General features: G+C 22.4%; 28 protein-coding genes and 1 riboswitch. Of the genes, 21 read left to right on the forward strand and 7 right to left on the reverse strand.

Going from position 1 to position 18,353, the window contains the following annotated elements; all coding sequences use genetic code 4:
- Positions 1-119 precede the first annotated feature (119 nt).
- Together AACK81_RS05730 and AACK81_RS05735 are read right to left on the reverse strand one after the other, a co-directional pair.
- Positions 120-668, reverse strand: coding sequence for a hypothetical protein (locus tag AACK81_RS05730; protein ID WP_338960487.1), 549 nt, complete (start codon positions 666-668; stop codon positions 120-122).
- Entirely contained in the window at positions 640-789 is a 150-nt protein-coding gene (locus AACK81_RS05735; protein ID WP_338960489.1) for a hypothetical protein, read from the reverse strand. The genes AACK81_RS05730 and AACK81_RS05735 overlap by 29 nt, the downstream gene beginning before the upstream one ends.
- 285 nt (positions 790-1,074) lie before the next feature.
- On the opposite strand from AACK81_RS05735, the gene AACK81_RS05740 reads away from it, so the two are divergent.
- From AACK81_RS05740 to AACK81_RS05765, 6 genes are all read left to right on the forward strand, one after another.
- Complete coding sequence (locus tag AACK81_RS05740) at positions 1,075-1,365, forward strand: hypothetical protein (protein WP_338960490.1); 291 nt, start codon at positions 1,075-1,077, stop codon at positions 1,363-1,365.
- An 8-nt stretch (positions 1,366-1,373) separates the two neighbouring features.
- Positions 1,374-1,895: a hypothetical protein gene (locus AACK81_RS05745; RefSeq protein WP_338960492.1), complete on the forward strand. Its 522-nt coding sequence runs from the start codon at positions 1,374-1,376 to the stop codon at positions 1,893-1,895.
- Positions 1,896-2,098: 203 nt separating this feature from the next.
- A riboswitch (purine riboswitch) is annotated at positions 2,099-2,196 on the forward strand.
- A gap of 80 nt (positions 2,197-2,276) precedes the next feature.
- Positions 2,277-3,005 carry an NCS2 family permease gene (locus tag AACK81_RS05750; RefSeq protein WP_338960494.1) on the forward strand — a complete coding sequence of 243 codons (729 nt, stop codon included), beginning with the start codon at positions 2,277-2,279 and terminating at the stop codon, positions 3,003-3,005.
- Between the two features lie 639 nt (positions 3,006-3,644).
- Positions 3,645-4,274, forward strand: a complete 630-nt coding sequence (locus tag AACK81_RS05755; RefSeq protein WP_422397372.1) for a rolling circle replication-associated protein — start codon at positions 3,645-3,647, stop codon at positions 4,272-4,274.
- Positions 4,275-4,342: 68 nt separating this feature from the next.
- A complete protein-coding gene (locus tag AACK81_RS05760) occupies positions 4,343-4,483 on the forward strand; it encodes a hypothetical protein (RefSeq protein WP_338960166.1) in 141 nt (46 codons plus the stop codon).
- 345 nt (positions 4,484-4,828) lie between these two features.
- On the forward strand, positions 4,829-5,248 hold the full coding sequence (locus AACK81_RS05765; RefSeq protein ID WP_338960498.1) for a hypothetical protein: 420 nt from the start codon (positions 4,829-4,831) through the stop codon (positions 5,246-5,248).
- 152 nt (positions 5,249-5,400) lie between these two features.
- Here the strand turns inward: AACK81_RS05765 and AACK81_RS05770 are convergent, their stop codons facing one another.
- A complete protein-coding gene (locus AACK81_RS05770; protein WP_338960500.1) occupies positions 5,401-6,648 on the reverse strand; it encodes an ISNCY family transposase in 1,248 nt (415 codons plus the stop codon).
- A gap of 199 nt (positions 6,649-6,847) precedes the next feature.
- On the opposite strand from AACK81_RS05770, the gene AACK81_RS05775 reads away from it, so the two are divergent.
- From AACK81_RS05775 to AACK81_RS05835, 13 genes are all read left to right on the forward strand, one after another.
- A complete protein-coding gene (locus tag AACK81_RS05775; RefSeq protein ID WP_338960502.1) occupies positions 6,848-7,135 on the forward strand; it encodes a hypothetical protein in 288 nt (95 codons plus the stop codon).
- A 49-nt stretch (positions 7,136-7,184) separates the two neighbouring features.
- Positions 7,185-7,379: a hypothetical protein gene (locus AACK81_RS05780; protein WP_338960504.1), complete on the forward strand. Its 195-nt coding sequence runs from the start codon at positions 7,185-7,187 to the stop codon at positions 7,377-7,379.
- A gap of 101 nt (positions 7,380-7,480) precedes the next feature.
- Complete coding sequence (locus AACK81_RS05785) at positions 7,481-8,338, forward strand: hypothetical protein (RefSeq protein WP_338960506.1); 858 nt, start codon at positions 7,481-7,483, stop codon at positions 8,336-8,338.
- A gap of 1 nt (position 8,339) precedes the next feature.
- Positions 8,340-8,759 (forward strand): hypothetical protein, encoded by a 420-nt coding sequence (locus tag AACK81_RS05790; RefSeq protein ID WP_338960508.1) that lies wholly within the window; start codon positions 8,340-8,342, stop codon positions 8,757-8,759.
- Positions 8,760-8,775: 16 nt separating this feature from the next.
- Entirely contained in the window at positions 8,776-8,901 is a 126-nt protein-coding gene (locus tag AACK81_RS05795) for a hypothetical protein (RefSeq protein WP_338960160.1), read from the forward strand.
- Entirely contained in the window at positions 8,901-9,089 is a 189-nt protein-coding gene (locus AACK81_RS05800) for a hypothetical protein (RefSeq protein ID WP_338960158.1), read from the forward strand. The genes AACK81_RS05795 and AACK81_RS05800 overlap by 1 nt, the downstream gene beginning before the upstream one ends.
- A 236-nt stretch (positions 9,090-9,325) precedes the next feature.
- On the forward strand, positions 9,326-9,586 hold the full coding sequence (locus AACK81_RS05805; protein WP_338956747.1) for a hypothetical protein: 261 nt from the start codon (positions 9,326-9,328) through the stop codon (positions 9,584-9,586).
- Between the two features lie 12 nt (positions 9,587-9,598).
- Positions 9,599-9,922 carry a hypothetical protein gene (locus AACK81_RS05810; RefSeq protein WP_338960510.1) on the forward strand — a complete coding sequence of 108 codons (324 nt, stop codon included), beginning with the start codon at positions 9,599-9,601 and terminating at the stop codon, positions 9,920-9,922.
- A 2-nt stretch (positions 9,923-9,924) separates the two neighbouring features.
- Positions 9,925-10,122 carry a hypothetical protein gene (locus AACK81_RS05815; RefSeq protein ID WP_338960152.1) on the forward strand — a complete coding sequence of 66 codons (198 nt, stop codon included), beginning with the start codon at positions 9,925-9,927 and terminating at the stop codon, positions 10,120-10,122.
- Between the two features lie 203 nt (positions 10,123-10,325).
- Entirely contained in the window at positions 10,326-11,378 is a 1,053-nt protein-coding gene (locus AACK81_RS05820; protein WP_338960512.1) for a hypothetical protein, read from the forward strand.
- 9 nt (positions 11,379-11,387) lie between these two features.
- On the forward strand, positions 11,388-12,248 hold the full coding sequence (locus AACK81_RS05825) for a hypothetical protein (protein WP_338960514.1): 861 nt from the start codon (positions 11,388-11,390) through the stop codon (positions 12,246-12,248).
- Positions 12,249-12,357: 109 nt separating this feature from the next.
- Entirely contained in the window at positions 12,358-12,507 is a 150-nt protein-coding gene (locus AACK81_RS05830) for a hypothetical protein (RefSeq protein ID WP_338960516.1), read from the forward strand.
- 30 nt (positions 12,508-12,537) lie between these two features.
- Entirely contained in the window at positions 12,538-12,978 is a 441-nt protein-coding gene (locus tag AACK81_RS05835; protein ID WP_338960518.1) for a hypothetical protein, read from the forward strand.
- A 435-nt stretch (positions 12,979-13,413) separates the two neighbouring features.
- Here the strand turns inward: AACK81_RS05835 and AACK81_RS05840 are convergent, their stop codons facing one another.
- From AACK81_RS05840 to AACK81_RS05850, 3 genes are all read right to left on the reverse strand, one after another.
- Entirely contained in the window at positions 13,414-13,680 is a 267-nt protein-coding gene (locus AACK81_RS05840) for a hypothetical protein (RefSeq protein ID WP_338960521.1), read from the reverse strand.
- 89 nt (positions 13,681-13,769) lie between these two features.
- The gene (locus tag AACK81_RS05845; RefSeq protein ID WP_338960524.1) at positions 13,770-13,907 is read right to left on the reverse strand and encodes a hypothetical protein; all 138 of its coding nucleotides are present in this window, start codon (positions 13,905-13,907) and stop codon (positions 13,770-13,772) included.
- A 253-nt stretch (positions 13,908-14,160) separates the two neighbouring features.
- Entirely contained in the window at positions 14,161-16,095 is a 1,935-nt protein-coding gene (locus AACK81_RS05850) for a hypothetical protein (protein WP_338960526.1), read from the reverse strand.
- Between the two features lie 376 nt (positions 16,096-16,471).
- Here AACK81_RS05850 and AACK81_RS05855 point away from each other — a divergent pair, with 376 nt between their 5' ends.
- Positions 16,472-17,422: an IS30 family transposase gene (locus tag AACK81_RS05855; RefSeq protein WP_338960236.1), complete on the forward strand. Its 951-nt coding sequence runs from the start codon at positions 16,472-16,474 to the stop codon at positions 17,420-17,422.
- Positions 17,423-17,441: 19 nt separating this feature from the next.
- On the opposite strand, the gene AACK81_RS05860 is transcribed toward AACK81_RS05855, so the two are convergent.
- Positions 17,442-17,801, reverse strand: a complete 360-nt coding sequence (locus tag AACK81_RS05860) for a hypothetical protein (protein ID WP_338960528.1) — start codon at positions 17,799-17,801, stop codon at positions 17,442-17,444.
- A gap of 279 nt (positions 17,802-18,080) precedes the next feature.
- On the opposite strand from AACK81_RS05860, the gene AACK81_RS05865 reads away from it, so the two are divergent.
- Positions 18,081-18,320: a hypothetical protein gene (locus tag AACK81_RS05865; protein ID WP_338960530.1), complete on the forward strand. Its 240-nt coding sequence runs from the start codon at positions 18,081-18,083 to the stop codon at positions 18,318-18,320.
- The last annotated feature ends 33 nt before the right edge of the window (positions 18,321-18,353 follow it).

Here is an 18,353-nt window from a genome sequence, read left to right on the forward strand (position 1 = left end):
CATATATTTGTTCAACTTTTTTACCATTTTCAATTTTTTCTTGTTTAATTTCATTTTCTAATTTTAATATTTTATTTTCATATTTTAATTCTTTTTGTAAAATGTTAATTTTATTAAGTTTAATTTTTAGTTTTTTTTATTTTTTTTCTATTTTTTGTTAATATTTTGGTTTTGTTCTTTTCGTCATTATTTAAAAATTGTTTAATATCATTTTTTAATTCATTTTGGATATTACTATTTATCTTTTGATATTCATTTAATTGTTCTTTTCTTTGTTTTAATTTCCTTAACCGAGTTGTTTTTTCTTTAATTTCATGTTCATATTTGGCTAATTCTCTTTTTCTTTTTTTTAACGTTTTTTTACCAAATAATTGACCACTAACTATTGCATTTTTAATTTTTTCTAAATTTTCCTTTGCTTTTTTTAATTCAAATTCAATTTTTAAAGTTTCATCATTATTTTCTTTTTGTAAATTTAATATTCTATATGCTCTTGCTTCTTCAATTATTATTTTCTTTGCTATTTGTTTATCAAGATCTAAAATTGTTACAGAATTATATCTATACTTTTGTGATCCATTTTCAATTATTTTAGTTTGTGATATTTGACTTGAATTAAAAGAACTAGTAAATTCAGTATTATTTATATTTTTTTTTATTTTTTTCAAATCTTATTGTTAAGCCGCCATGTCTTGCTTTTATAGCAATTTCTGACTTATTTAAAATATCATTTATTATTTGTTGTTTAATGATTTGATGAAATGTTTGCAAATTTGTTTTATCAGCCATTCTTTTTTCTCCTTTTTTTAAACAAAAACCCATTTACTTTAATTTAAAGTAATGGGTGATATAAACTCAATAATAATTATATGTTATCAAATTTTGTCTTTTTTACAACAAATTTCCATAATTCAAAAAATAAATAAAATTTTAAGTTTTAATTAAATTTAATAAAAATATATTTTTAAATATTATAAATGTTATACTTTAATATATTATTTAAAAATTAGTGTTTACATTTTTTTAAAATAGAAATTTAAAAAAATGTATTTTATTTTTACGGGCGTAAAAAATATGAAAAAAATTAGCAAGAAAACAAAATGTATATTAGCATTGAATTGAATTACAATTATCACAATTTGAATATTACATAAAAAAAGTACTGAAGAACTAGATAAAATAAATAATAGTCCAGAAAAAAATATAAATGAACTTGAATATAAAAAATTAAAAACAACTTTAACTGACTATATTACTTGATTAGAATACTATTCTAAAATTTTTGTTATTTTTGGCATAACTCTTACTACATTAACAGTAATAGAAATTTTATACCAACAAATTTTTTTCCTAATAAACCAATAACAAAAAAAATGACAAAAATCTTTAAATTATCTGAAAAATTAACTTTTAATGAGTTAAAAGAAATAAATATTAATATTCCAAAATTTAAAACAAAATATACGTTATTACAACAAACTAATATTATATTAGAAACAATTAATAACTACCTTGATAATGAAAATAAAACAAACTATCAACAATACTTAAAAAAATTTTTTATACCAAATCTAATTATTGAAAATCAACAACTACAAAATGAACTCTATACTTTAAAATCGTGATTAGAAAATCAAAAATCACTTTTCATTTGTGAAACTAAAAAAGATAACAAACAACAAAAATCATTAATTACCACATCCATAATACCTAAAACAAATCAATCACTTAATAATATTACTAAATGTAATAATAAAGAACTATCTTCTCATTTTTTAGAAAATCTATGACCAAAATGATTTAATAGTATTTTAACTACAGAAGAACAAAAACTACTAAATATTGCTTATCAAAAAGCAAAAGCAAAAGAAGAAAAAAATTTTGAAAATTATTAAAAGAAAATAAAGAAATAATAAAAAACAAAGGAATAAAACACTTTTTAGAAATAACATTTAAAATAAATAAAACTGAAAATAAAATAGCACACATAGTAAATCAAGAAATATTATTTTCAGATATAAAAATTATTGAAAGAAAACAAAAATTAAACTTAACATAAAATTTGACATTAAAATACTTATATAGTATAAAATATCAGTATAATTAAATAAATTTTGCCCTTATATGCTAGTAATATGGACTAGTATTTCTATGTTTAACCAAAAATTAAACACTATGGGTTTATTAATGATTTTTTGTCATGATAAATCAACATCAAACACTTGGGAAATGTTGATTTTTTTATTTTTAAATTTACTATAAGAAAGGAATAACATATGTTTTATAAAAAAACAATTAGTAAGTTTTTTAAATTTGATAGTCTTAATCCTACTTTTAAAAAAGAAATTATTGGTGGTTTAACAACTTTTTTAGCAATGGTTTACATTTTATCTGTACAACCTAGCATTTTATCAAGTGCACCAAGTATTAATGTCAATAATGGGAATATGCAATTTGGGGGAATTTTTATTTCTACTGCCATTGCTGCATTCATTGGTACAGTGATTATGGGATTATCTGCTAATATACCAGTTGGATTAGCACCAAGTATGGGATTAAATGCTGTATTTACTTTTAATATTGCTAATAATGGAATTGGATATGAAGGAGCTTTAATTGCAGTAATGATTTCTTCCATTTTATTTTGTTTAATATCTGCTACAAAAATTAGAATGTTAATCATACAATCATTACCACAATCAATGAAATTAGCAATTGGTACTGGTATTGGTTTTTTTATTGCATATATTGGTTTTAAAAATATTGGCTTGGTAGAAATTAGTGGTAGCGGTTTACCAATTGCCTCATTAGCAAATTTAAAAGATAACTGACCATTAATTTTAATGGGAATTTTTGTTTTAACTCTAATATTCATTTTATATTTTAAAAAAATTCCAGGAGCAATTGCATTAGCAATTTTATGCGGTCTAATAATTTCATTAATTATTGGTAATGTTAGTAATAGTGATTTTATTAAAAAAAACTTTGCACATTGAACTAATTAAAGTTACTCAGATTTTAGTTCTTGAAAAATTAATTTAAACAATACCTATAATGCAATTGTAAATCCGAAAATTTGAAGTTCACCAACAATGTATATTGCTATTTGGGCAGTTGTCAAATTTACGAAATAATTAATTATTACATTAGTAACTTATTTCCAAAAATGAATTATTTGAAAAATAATGAAAATTAGACAAAATTACTCTCTTTAACCCTTAAATTTTTAAATTTATATTCGACGTATTTTAAAAAATATACATTTAAAAAAATAAAAATTATTATCAAAGTTATAAAGGAAAAAGACAAGAAATAATCTTGTCTTTTTTTGTAATTGTAAAATTTTAAAATTTTTAATAACCCTCTTTAATACTATTATCAACACGTGTTAAGGAACTAAAAAAGTGAACTACAACACAGTTGTTAAAAATAGTAGCTAGCATGTGGACTTGTATGGATAAATAAAAAGTGGAGTGATACCTAATAAAATATACTAACCATTAATGGTAATTCTTGGGGTGGGAGCGAATTGGAAACTAGTATATATAGACCTGTTGTAGGGACGTACTATTCGTACTAAAACAAAATTAATACATAAAGCGTATCATAATTTTTATAATTCAAAAGTTTTAAGTTTTGTTACTTTAACTTATGCTGAAAATATGCAAGATATTAATAAAGCAAAACATGATATTGCTATATTCTTCAAACGTTTAAAGCGTTGATGAAATAACCCTAAACGTGTTAAATATTTAGGTGAGTTAAAATATATGTATGTTTATGAATATCAAAAGCGTGGTGCTATTCACTTTCATATATTATTTAATAGAAAAATACATAAAAGTATGTTGCCACAATGATGACCATTTGGTTTTAATGATGTAAGAGTTGTTAAAAAAGGTACTAATGAAAATATAGTTAAGTATTTAAGTAAATATGTTGTAAAAGTGCAAAATGATATAAAATCTCAAAATCAGTATGATTTGGGTGTTCGTGCTTATGCTTTTTCTCGTAATTGTTCTAATCCAAAAGTAGTTAAAGGCCAAAAGATAATGTTATATCAACGTTTAATTGACGCTTCTATTAATGCTTTACATACACAATTTTTTAAAAAGAAAATTGATAATTTGGGTCGTACTATACTTTTTGGTGGTAGTTTTGATACTACTGTTTTTGGTGATAATTTTAAAGATTATGATGAATATATCTCAATTGATAGTATTAGGTTTAGGAATGCAATTAAGCGTGTACCTAGAATTTTACATTTACATTAAATTATATTTTAATTGTTTTTTAAAATTTTATTTTTGATATATTTATTTAAGAAAGGAGTTGTACTTAAATGAATATTTTAAAAAGAGTTATTATGTGTATTTCAATATTTTTATGTTTGACCATTATTTGAATTCCATTTCATTTTATGCTTAAAACTTTAATTTATGGTGATAAACGTGAAAAAAAAGTTCAAACTGTTAAATCTTAATATGATTTTTAAAGAAAATACTTGTATATATATATATATATATATATAATGGTTAATAGCAAAAATGTAAGGTTTTACCTAGGAATTTAACTTTATGTTTTTGCGTTTTTTTGTGTCAATATCGAGTGAAAATTTCCCAAAAATATTTATAAAAAAATAAATTATTTTGGAAAGTTACAGTGTTAAATAAATATAAACACGAATTCCAAATAAACGTTAAAAATTTAGCTTTAAATTTTGATTTGCGAACTTTTTTTTGTATAATTTAATTAAGTTTAATATAAGTTTTTAACTCATTGCTTTAATTTCAAAGTAAATGAGTTTTTATTTTGAAAGGATGAAAAAATGAATAAAAATTTACAAGAAGAATATGAATGAATTAATAGAGAATTGAAAAAAATAATTATTAATAAAAATCAATTTACTCCAGAAATTATTAGTAATAGAGTTAATTTAGCTCAAACTACTATTGTTGATATTAATGAAAATTTAAAAAAACAAAAGATTAGCAAATTTAAAAAAATTAGTTATTCAATATTGAAAATATTTACTTTTGGAAAAATTGATAAAAATAAAATAATTAAAGAAAAAAATGATTTTTTTATAAAAATATCAAAAGAACTTTTTGGAAATATTAAAAAAGTAAAAGAATTATATATAAGAAAATCAAATAGTGAAATAAATATAGATGTTAATAAAATTAATAATGTAACTTTAAATAATTTATTAATAAATCCGACTAAATCAAACTTACCACAAATGTAAAAACGAGAGATTGCAATTACAATTTCTTTTATATTTAAAATCAATTTTAGAACACCAAATTTGCTCATACGCAAACGTTTTAAAATTTTATATGGTTTAGTATTTATAAAATTAAATATCTTATAAAATAGATTTTTAATTTTAATTAAGAATTATTGATATCCATATCTTCAAGGATGATTTTTATTGGGTATATAAACTTTTTTAGTTTTTATTAAATTTTCTTTTATAATTGGTTTTTGTGCTATTTCTTTTAGTTCATACATTTGATTATTGTAACTAAGATATAATTCATTAATAAATGATTTAAGTACAATTACATCAGTTCTAGGTTGTATGTATTGAACTTTGTTATTTTTATAAGGAAAATACTTTTTACCATAATATGTTATGGTTGAACCACTATCTGTTTTTCTTTTAGAAAATCTTGAAAGATAAATATTGATTTCTTCCTGTGTAGGAGCTTTAACCATAGCAGATTTAGTATCATCAATAGGAAAGGCAAATTGTTTATTAAAAGTACTTATGTATGTTTTAAGAAATTTGTTAGCTTCTTCTAAATTTCTAATTTTATTAAGTCGTAATTCACTAATTAAACGACTTTGAAGTGTTCCAAATAAGCGTTCAACGCGACCTTTAGCTTGCGGAATTGAAGTTCTGATTATTTCAACACCTAAATCATTACAAGACTTTTGAAATTGAGTATAAGTATCATTTTCTGTATTTATTTTTCCTGCATCAACTTTTTTCTTATATCCAAAAACTGTTCTATTATCGGTATAAAATGTTTTTGGTATTCCATAATTAGTTAAAATTTGATAAAAAATATTATAATAACCATCTAATGTTTCTTGATGATCAAATCATAGTCCAACAATATTTCCTGTAGCATCATCAATTGCAGCATGTAAAAATGATTTTGGTTTATCGTTACCAAATCAATGATGATTACTGGCGTCCATTTGAATTAATTCACCAAAATTTGTTCTTCGATTTCTTGTTGGATGTAAGTTATTTTTTTTATTTTTATGTCTTTTTGGTGAAGTAATTTTTTCTTTAATTAATATAGTATAAAGTGTGCTATATGAAATCTTAATTTTTTCTTCATTAATTAATTTCTCATGAAAATGTTGAAAATTAAAATTATAATATTTTGTTTTATACAAGTTTATAATCTTAATTTTGATTTCAAAATTTGTTGCCTTATTAGAAATTTTATTACGAGATTTATGAATAAAATCAACTTTACCTTCTCTATTAAAAATTTGAATTAATTGGTTAATTCTTCTAATAGTTAGATTAAGTTTATTCTTGGCTTGATGTTTAGATAATTTATTAATAATAATATCATTTATAATTTTGTATTTATATTTTTCTTTCATAGTCATACTTCTTTCCATATTTATCACCAAGTATATTTAACTTCACTTTTGGGAAATTTTTACTCGATAACTAATAGGAAATTATCACTAAATAATGACATTTTGCGTTTTTTTGTTGTAAATTTTAATTTTTATGTTATATTATAATTAATAATGTTAATTACCCATATTATTAATCTGGTTATTAATATAACCTAATTCCTAGGAGGTTAATAAAATGTATTTTCTTTGTCAATTGACGAAAATTAGAAGTAATGAAGTAATTAAAGATGAAAAAAGTGGTAAGTCCAAAAATTATGATGTACTTACTTTTTCGTCGTTTTATGTTACTGATAAAGGTATTAAAATATCAACTGGTGAAAAATCTAAGGATAAATGAGTTTTACATGATAGTGAATTATTTACTAAACTTTCTAAAATGAATTTAAGTCTTGGTTCTTATTATGATATTGAAATAACATGAGAAGCAAAAATAATTGACATACATAATTTAAAAACTAAATAGTTATTTATTATAGGGTAATTGGTAAATAATTATTTAAAGGATTTAAGTTATGTCAAAAATTAATAATTGTGCTTGTCAACAACATTTTCATTTAGCAATGTATGTATGCAAACTTTGCGACCAACTAATTTGTCCTAAAAGAGTTTTACAAAATTTATATACTGGGAAATATTATTGTCCAAATTGTATATTAAATATTGCTTTGGTTAAACAAAAAGAACAATTACAACAAAAAGAAAATTAAAAATTAAATAAGGGGCATATATATACTTTTTAGTGTATTTTTGCCCCTTACTCTAATTAGTATAAATATGCTCCTTATTAATAAAGTAAGGAGTTTTATTTATGCCTAATGAGTTAAAACAAACTAGTAATTATACTTTAACTAAAATATTAAGAACTGGATTAAGTCCATTAAGTGCTATGGTAGGAGTTAGTGCTTATTATGGTCAATATTTAAAAGACCCAATTTTAGGTTCTATTAATTCTTTGTTATTTAGTAAAAAGTTAGGAATTGATATATGGAATATTAATCAAAGACCAACTACTAGAAATAAAGTTATTAATAGTTATAAAAAGATATTTTTAGGATTAGGAACAATTGGTTTAATTAATTATGCTAAGTTTGTTCAGTATGTAAATAAGTCAACTTTTTTATTAAGAGATGAACCTTGTTTTTGACCACCTTGCCCTACTGAGCCACCAATTCCTACTCCAATACCAACACCTAAACCAGTAGTTGATAATTATTTTGTAGATTGAGATACTTATATATCTTTAAATAGTTTTGGTATAGCGAATGTTATTAGTAGTTTAACTGAGTTAATACCTAATAGATTTGAAACTATACGTAAAATAGCAAATATGGGTACTGGTGGTTGTTTGATTAGTAGTGGTGTTGCTATGGGTATTAATAATAATTTTAATAATTATTTTGCTATTCCTACGATTATTGCCGGAGCAAGTGAAATTATAAATACTTTACTGTTGCCATTAGGAAATACACATAATAATACAGAATTACAAGAAGTGTTTACTGATGAAAGAGCAAGATTAATTAATGGCAGTGTTAATCATTATCAAAGTACAGATGACGGTATGGTTGATATTGATTTAAATGATGATAGTATGTCAGAGATTAATTTAGATAGAGCAAGTTTAAACTGGGATTATTCTTATGCTTATACACTAGGTGGTATTTAAAGTGAAAATATATATGTGATGAATTTTAAAATTTATGGCATTAACTGGATGTATTACATTTAGTATATTTTTAGGATTAATTCCTAGCATTATAGTTTTAGGAATTGTTGCAATTAAACCAGTATCTATTTTAATTGGTATTGTTGTGGGTTATATTGGTATTCCATGAAATAATATTAAAAATAAAATAACAAATTGAGTTTTTAAGAGAAAAGAAAATAAATTTATTAAAAAGAATGATTTAAAAGTTGAAAGAAAAAGATATGAAAAACAAAAATTAGAAAGAAAATTTCTAAATTTAAATAATCAAGTAAAAGAATTAAAACAAACATTAGAATTTCAAAGTAAATTATTAGAAATTAATAATGAAAATTTAAGAAATAATGAACAAAATAAAACTATAAGAACATTTATTTTATAAGGAGTGAATTAATTTTATGAAAAAAGATAAATGAAAAAATATGTCAAGACAAAAGTTGCATAAGAAAAAGGCAAAAAGAAATTTTGACCAAAGATTATATGAAAATATGAGTTTTGATAGTTTTTTAGGAGGTAGAAAATAATGGTTAAATGAATAGTTGTGATAATTGCTGTGCTTGGTACTTCTTGGGCTTTTAAAGGTACTATTAAAAAGTTAGTTTGAAAATTTAAACATAGAAAACACAATGTAGTTGACCCAGATTGTTGATATTGTAAAGAACAAAAACGTAAAGAAAGAGCAAGAAAAGAATTAGAGGAGGGAGGTGATTAGTATGCCAAAAGGGTTAAGTGCTTTAATAGAAATGATTGGAGGTATTGGTCAAAAATTACTAGAATCTTTTAGTTATGTTTTTAATTAAGTATTTGCGGGTGATTCTATAATGACAAATTGACCAGTATTAATTCCAATATTTATGATGGTCTTAGTATTTATTAAAGAATTTATTGGACATATTATTCGTGGATTTAGATAGAAAAAATTAAAGTTGTTTTTAGGAGGTAATAGTTATGATTAAATTATTTTTTGCAATAATTTTTGTTTTTCCTTTATTAGGTAAACTTTTACCTTCTTTAAATAATATTGTGCAAAATATTTTACAAAGTTATATTACTGATTTTTCTGGTTTACATAATTTGTCTTTGGTTATTAAAAGTTTTATTTTTGGTGATAGTTCACAACAAATAGTTTCAATGCCAGCACCATTGTTAGCAATTATTTTAGTACTTTTTACTTTTTCATTAATTTTAAAATTATTAAAAATAATATAGGAGTAGTTTATTATGGGTGTTGCTTTTATTTCAAAAGTTTTAGAACTATTTGGACAAATTTTTATGAAATTTTGAAATTTGCCAATGGCAGATTTAGGTTTTAATTTGGGTACTTTTGTTGTTTTTATTCTTTTAATAAAGTTTGCTATGTCAGTTTTTTTAAATATTGATATTCAGCCAGTTTCTACATCGGGTACTGTAAAGAAAAGTTACAAAAATATTAAAGGTAGTTCAAAATTTGTTGGTAAGCAAATTGCTAAACAACATGAAAGAAAACGTTTAAGAAATAAGGCTAAGGGTGTTGAAAATAAAAAAGGGAAGTTTGTAGGTAATTAGTTATGAGTGATTTTGTTAATAGTATATTGCATTTAATTTTTATATTTTCTAGTAATGATATTGGTATATTTTTAAATCAAACTAATATTACTGATGAAGTTTATATTTTGTTTAATTTGACTTTTTGGTTGGTATTAGGTGTATTTTTTAATTTTATTTATCGTAGTATTAAATTTATTTTTAGGTCATTGTTTGGGTAGGTATTAAATATGAGTGTTTGAGATATTTACAATAAAATACATCAATGTATAGTTGATTATTGAACTATGTTTATAGGAAGTCCAGTTGACCAATTTACTACTATTTTATAAAATTTAGTAGTTTATGGAACGCAGTTTTTTATTGGATTTATTATATTTTATGGTTTATGATGAGTTTTAAGATGTTTGTTTGGTAAATAATTATGTGATTTAAATTTGCTAAATTATTTTTTGTTGTAAATACTTCTGTTCAAGCACCAACTAGTTTAATTGCTTCAAATGACCCTAATGTTGTTAATTATGATATTACAAAAGAAATGGTTAAACATGTTAAGTATCATAATTTTGATGATTGAGCAACAATTCCATGAAATTCTGCTTATTTTGATGTTGACCAGCCGGATTTAAAATTAGTAAGTGGTGAATTTATTGGTAATCAGGGTACTTATATATGTTCTTATTATAGTGATACAATTGGTGTTCCGTCACAAGAGATAAATATGGGGTCTGGTGTTTATACTTTTAATAGAAAACAATTGGATGAATTTTCACGTATTATGTTTAATCATAATTATGTTACAGAAAAGAATACTAATCGTTTGAATTTTGTTAATAATGATAGGAGAGTTATAAATTTTCAAACACAGTTAAATTTTGAAATTGATAAACCTTTAAGTTTTTATATTCAAGGTTTTATGTTTTATTTTGAATATGAATATTTTAAAACTTTTACTGCTAATTTTGTTTTTAGTTTTTTAGATAATGTTGGTGATACAAAGTATGTTTTTAAAGGTAAGGTTGATAATGATATTTATCAGCAAGATTTATATAATTTTGTTACTATGCCTATTCGTGTTCCAAATTTAAGATATTTAACAGTATTTTTTGATGTTCATGGTGATTCATTTTCACATATGTCACCACGGTTAAATTTTGGTCAAATTAATATTTTTTCAAGTGAGAAAGTAACACCAGTCCCACCAAATAGTCCTTTTAACCCTGAGTATGAACGTGTTAGTTGATATGATGTTTTTGGTCATTTGCGTAATGCTTTTAGATGAGTACTTTATGGTGTTGTTGGTAAAGTTTTACCAGTTGAACCATTAAGACAATTTCTTTTTACAACAGATAGTTTATTACGACATATTTTTTCAGATACGATTAGTACTGCTTTAAATGTTGATATTGTTAGTGGAATAGAAAATATTATACCTTTATGATTATTTGTTAGAGCAATTAGTTTAATTATAGGTTAGGAGTTTATTATGCCTTGATATGGTTATGTGTTATTAGTTATAGGTTTGATTATAATTATTTATCCAATTCTTATAACTATTCGTAATCTTAAAATTTTAAAACGAGTTGGTAGTTATATTATTTCAGCACCTCCAAGGACTGGCAAATCTGCCCTTGCTTGTTGTTTAGCACAAAGTCATAAGAAACGAGTAGTTAGTCCTTTCCCTATTAAGTTAAAGACTGGTTATTCTTATTTGGTTAATTATAACGATGTTTTTACTTTTAATCAGTTAGCAAGTAATTATGCTTTTGAGGAACAAGATTTAATAATTTTAGATGAATTAGTATTAAAAATAAATTCTAATGATTTAGGAGTACAGTTTAAAAATCAACAAGAAAGTTTAGGACAATTTTGTAAGTTAATAGGTCACATGTTTAATGGTACAATGTATTTGATTGAACAACATCCTAATAGAATACCAGTACAAGCAAGAGAAAAAGTTGAGTATGTTGTTCAAGTTAAACGTATGCGTTTTTTGGGTTTTATTGTTATATTTAATCTTAATTTATATACTAATATTGAGGATTATAATAAAGTAGTATTTTCACGTCGTAGAACAAAGAAAATGATTAAAAGAGGTATTATGCCTCCAAGTTATAGTGGTGAAGCAATGGCTATAACTTTATTTTTTCCTAGACACTGGTTAAAAAGGTATAATTGACGTGCTTTACATTATGTGCATGAACTTAAAAGTGAATTGTCACCTAAAAAATACCTTAAAGAAGCAAATAGTATTGATATGACTTATAGCGATATTAAGTCTGCTGGATTGGATAAATTGGATAATATTTTAAAGAAAAAAGATAAACCTAAAAATAAAGATAAATAAAAATGATTATAGTCCCAGTGAACCTACTGGGACTATAATTTGGGTGAGCCACGTAGTGGCGAGGGACGAAGTCCCTATATACTTGAATATTATTTATGGGGGTACAAATATGAGAAATATAAAAATAACATTAAAAATAATGAGTGCAATTACTTTAACTTCTATTAGCACAAGTTCAATTGTTGCTTGTGAGTATGATTCAATAAAAGTGCCTGATTTAAATTCTAGATATGCAAAATTATTAGGATGATATAATTAAGATAACTCAATAAGTTTAATCCAACAAAAATTGAGTTATGATAGTAATAACGAAAAATATTTAATTATTGCCGATGATTCATTAATTATACCTGATAATCTCTTTAAAAATAAATTATTAATTACAGGTTCTACTTCAAAAAAATATAAAGCAAGAAATGAGCATGCTGTTGCATTTTTACAAGAATTAGGATATACATCTGGTAATGAAAATCAGGATTATTCAAACTATGATGTTAATGAAATTAGTAATTTAATTGCAAAAGTTAGAAATAGTAATCCAGGCAAAATTACAGAAAATAATCAAAATGACTTTCGGGTTAGTGACGGTACTTGTCAAATTGATATTTTAACCAAAGATGAAAAAAATGAAAAACTTATTACTTCTTATACTATCAATACAAGCAAAAATAATGAATTAGGCATTAATAATATAATTATTACTATATTATATTTAATAAAAGTACTTTAAAATTAACAACAGAAGAAGGTTTTAGACAAGGTAATCCAATTACTAGTTTTAAATTAAAATTTAAAAGTGATGATAAACAAAAGCAATTTGATGAATTAGTTAAATTACTAAATACAAAAATTTCTACACAATTTTTTAGTGATATTAATAATTGAACACCAGTAACAGGAAATTTTCCAAACTCAAAAGTTTTTTTAGAAATTCATTTTGGTAATGTAAGTATCCATAGAATTGATTGTGGAATAGCTCCTACAGAATAAATTAAATTCAATTTTTATTACTTTCAAAATTTTAAAAATCAACTTTCAATAGCCTTACTTAAATAAAATTCTTCAATAATGTAAATAAACATACAAAAAGTTATCAGAAATGATAACTTTTTTGTAAATAAATTAAATATAAATCTTATATAATTACTTCAATTATGTTAATTTATTATGTTAATTTACTATAACTTGTATTGGGTTTATTACTATCATTATACTTTTTTTCATGATTAACAATACTCTTAATGTTATTGAAATTATTTTTTTGTTGTTCTAAAATTCTAATTTTTTTATCTTTTTCTATCCTTAATAAATTCATTTCGGATTTTAAATTATTTTTTTCTTGTTCTTGATTTTTATTTAAAAATTCTAAGTTAATAATTTTTCCTTCAATATATTTAATATGTCTTCAATGAAATGTAATTCTTTCTCTCATTGCTCTATTTTCTTGACAATTTCCACTTTTTTCTAAACATGGTGAAGATAATAATTTTTTATGTTCTGAATCTTCTCTTTTAAGTTCTTCTAAAAATTAGATACTTGTCTTTGATTATCACTTATATTTTTGATACAAGTTTCTAAATTACTTTTAATAATAGCCATTTTTTGTTCAATTAAATTTATTTCTACATTTAATATATTTATTTCTTGCTCTCTATTCATCTTTTTTTCCTTTCAATCTAAACTCATTTATTTTAAAATAAAAACTATATTAAGTTTATAATAATTATAAATTAATAATTTTTAATTTTAATTTTTTAACTTACTTTGTATATCCTTTTTTAATTATTTACTTAATTTATATAAAAAAATATTAAAAATGAGAGTATTATCTCTCATTTATCTTTTTAATAAAATTAATATTTCAAAATTATATGATTAACAGTAAAACTAAATAAATATAATCTGTTAAATTCTAACTAAAGGTTACACCTTGCAAGTTAATATTCCATACTCGATCACGGAAACATTTAACTGTATCAACGCTTCAATTAATGCTTACATAAACATTTTCTTCATCATGTCAAATATGAATATAACCATGTAATTCAAGAAAGGCTCCTCAAAATCCACCATCATAATAGTAACTAAGCTCAAATATATTTTTGTTTCTATCATTACTAATATCATTAGTACTAATACTTAATTGCGAACCTTTTAATTTTTGATCAGTATAAGTATTACAATAAAGACTAAAATACGAATTATCACCAAAACTTAATTTACTAAACTTATTAGAAAAACTATCTCAATCTGGTGCATAATTTGTTCAATTAGATAATAGAGGAATATCAGAGCTGGTTCAAGTACTTTTTAACGAACCAACACTATTACTTTCATTATAATTATAATTTAGTTGATCATTATTAATACTACTACTATCAACAGTAAAATCAGCAACTATCTTTCCTTTATAAATAGTTTCATCACCACTAATAGTTACTTGTTGATTAGTAATATCATCTTCACTAAATTTAATTGCATCTAGCTTTACATTTGGATTACTTTTACTAATCGCAGTTTTAATTTCTTCAATATTTGGTTTTGATAATCCATTAGTTTTAATTGTTCCTAAATTTAAATTTTTAAAAACATCACTTAAAAGCTCTGTTTTATCACAATCATAAGTAACAACAATACTATCATTGCTATAAAATTTACCATCACCATTAATAACTGCACTATTATCAGTAATTTTATCAACTATAATTTTGCTTACATCAAGATTATAGTTAGCGGTTTTAAGTGCTAAAATTAATTGCTCTTTACTTGGTGTATTTTGTCCAGGAATATTCAAAGTTGGTAATTTATTATTTAAAACACTATTTAAATCAATAAGTAAATTATTAATTACTACATCAGCACCAGTGTATACATATTGATTAATAGATTTAATAGTAACACTATTATTTTGCAACGTTACTTGAATAGCATTCATATTTAACCTTGAATATTGTTTTTTCAATGCACTACTAACATCTTCTAAAGTTATTACTTTTCCTATAATAGCAATTTTATCTAATCCCTTATTAATAACGTCTTTAAGAGCAATTCTAATATCAAGATTTAAATTTAGTATTACTTTACCGGTATATTTTTTTTGATTTGTACTAGTAATAGTGGCACTATTAGTAGCAGTAATTTCTATTGCAATAAAAGAAGTATCTAACTTTTCTTGGTAAGTATCACGTAATGCTCTTATTACATCATTATTTGATGGTATATCATGACCATTAGTCTTAACCATTAAATCTTTTTTATTAATAATAGTACTTAAATCAACACTATCATTAGTACTAAATGTAACTGTTACCTTACCAGTATAAAGAGGAATAACATCAGCACCCGTAATACCTGTAATAGTTGCTTCTTTATTAGAAATAACATCAATTTTAAGGCGATCCATTTCTAAATTAGAATATTTTTCTTGAATACGACTGTAAACGGCTTCCACAGTAGGTTTTTGACCATTAGTACTAAAATTACCAATGGATGCTCCATCAACAATTATTGTTCTAATATCAATAGTTTGGATTTGATAAGTAATTTTAATTTTATCTTGATTATAAAAAATACCATCACCAACAACAAAAGCATAATTAGTTGTTTTATTAATAATTATAATATTATCAGTATGAAGTTCATGATTTAAAATAAATAGTTGTGATTTTAATTCATAATCTGTAGGTATTGTTCCTCGATGTTCCTCTGGTACAATTTTTAAATCTGTTTGTGTTAAATCTTTTTTTAAATCTTTTTTGAATATAGTTAGATTATTACATGCCGTTGTACTAGCAGTGACTGCACTTGATAATAATAATGCACCCATAAATAATAATGGTTTTTTCATATATATACCTCATTTAAATATTGTAAAAAATTAATAATTATTTTAAAGTGATTATATCATAATTTAAAAAAAATTAAATTCTAGATTTTTAAATGATTTTATTAAAAAATAGCGTTTTATATATTTTACATTTTTAATGTATGTACTTTTAATGAAGGAGTCGAAACGGAAATATTTTGTACATCTTTATTAATTTTATTAATAACAAAATTTGATATTTTATTATCATTTTCTAAGTTTTTCTTTATAAAAAAATGTTTTTTATAACATTCGCTGAGTTATACTTGTAAGTGCAAGTAAATAAAATTGCAAAAAATTCTCATATAAAAATTTCATAATGCTAAATTTAGTTTAGAAAAAAGTAAGGAGTTTTTATATGAGTTATAAACATCTTGGCATAGATGAAAGGATTTATATTGAGAATCAATTGAAATTTAAATTTAAAATTAGTGAAATAGCTAAAAATCTTAATCGAAGTATTAGTACTATTATTCGAGAAATTAATAGAAATAAAGATAATAATCATTATTTTTCATTAATTGCACAAAATAAAGCTGAAAATCGAAAACAATCACATATTAGTTTTCATAAGTTTAAAAATAAGAATTTAGTAAAATATGTACAACAAAAATTACTATTAGGTTGATCACCTGAACAAATTTATGGCAGAATTAAAAATTTTCATAAAGAGTGAGTTATTAGTTTTAAAACAATTTATACTTGAATTTATTTTGGAATGCTTGATAAAGTTACTAGTAAAAATTTAAGAAGAAAAGGTAAAAAACGAAAATCTAAAGAAAATCGTGGCAAGTTTAATGGTAAATCAATTAAAGAACGAGATATAAATGTTAATGATCGTATAACACTTGGTCATTGAGAAGGAGATACTATAGTATCATCACGAGGTAAAAGCAAATCATGTTTAATAACTTTAGTTGAAAGAGTATCACGATTTACTTTAGCAATATTAGTTAAAAACAGAACTACTAAAGTTATTAATAAAAATGTTAGTTATTATTTATCAATTCTTCCTAAAAACATTGTTAAAACTATTACTTTTGATCGTGGCAAAGAATTTTCAAATTGACAACAACTTGAAAAAAATTTAGATATAAAAATTTATTTTGCCAATCCATATTCACCTTGACAAAGAGGTACTAATGAAAATACTAATGGTTTAATTAGAGAAAAATTTCCTAAAAAATTTATTTTTTCAAAAACTAATAAAAATGAAGTTCATAAATTTATATTGTCTTTAAACCAAAGACCAAGAAAAATACTAAATTATCTTTCACCAATCGAATATTTGGATAGAAAAATAATTTAGTTGCACTTACCTTTACAATTTAGCATTCAAAATACTGTTCTTTTCAATATTTAACTACTTCTTTTTCTTTTTTATAAAGTTTAATACAAAATTTATATCAGAATTTATTTATTGATAATTCTAACTCAAGATTATTAAATAAGAATTCATTATTTATATTTTTACTTAATAAAAAGTTTTGATGATCTAAAAGTTGAATTTTTATTTCTTGAAAATTATAATTTTTTTCTAAAATTGAATCTTTTATCATATCTATATTTTCTTCACAATAGTTATTTTTATTAAATATGATTTCATTTAAAATTTCATTATTACGTTTATATAATTCTTTTATATTTAATATTTTTTCATTTATCTCTTTTAAATCTTCTTCTCTCATTTTTTTCCTTTCAAAAAAATTCATTTATTTTAATTTTTAAAATAAACTATAAATAATAATAATAAATGATTATCTAAAAAACATAAAAAATGCTTTTAACACTATTAAAGTTTTTATTATTACTTTTTTGAAATTTGACTTATTTTGAAATAATATAAGAGATTCTAAAGTTGACAAATTTTTTTTATTTTCTATACTGTATATAACTAAATATTAGTTTTTAATCCATTTACTTTTTATGAAAGTAAATGGGTTTTTATTTTGAAAGGAAAATTGAATATGCCAAAAAAATCAAATTTTGAAAAAAAAGATCGAAAAGAAAAAGAAAAATTTGATGAAGAAAAAATAATCTACTCAAGTATTTTTCATACAATAACAATTTTAGAAATTTTAAATGATAATCCTATAATATTTTTTAAAAAATTAAATCATATTATTAAAGAACTATATATAGAAACTATTTTATTAAAAATGCAAATACATATGGTTCAAACGCTAACTCAGAGTTTTATTATATAAATCAAAAAGCACAATATGATTACTTTTCAATTA

It is taken from the genome of Spiroplasma endosymbiont of Lasioglossum villosulum (assembly GCF_964020195.1).
Lineage (GTDB): Bacteria > Bacillota_I > Bacilli_A > Mycoplasmatales > VBWQ01 > Spiroplasma_E > Spiroplasma_E ixodetis_A.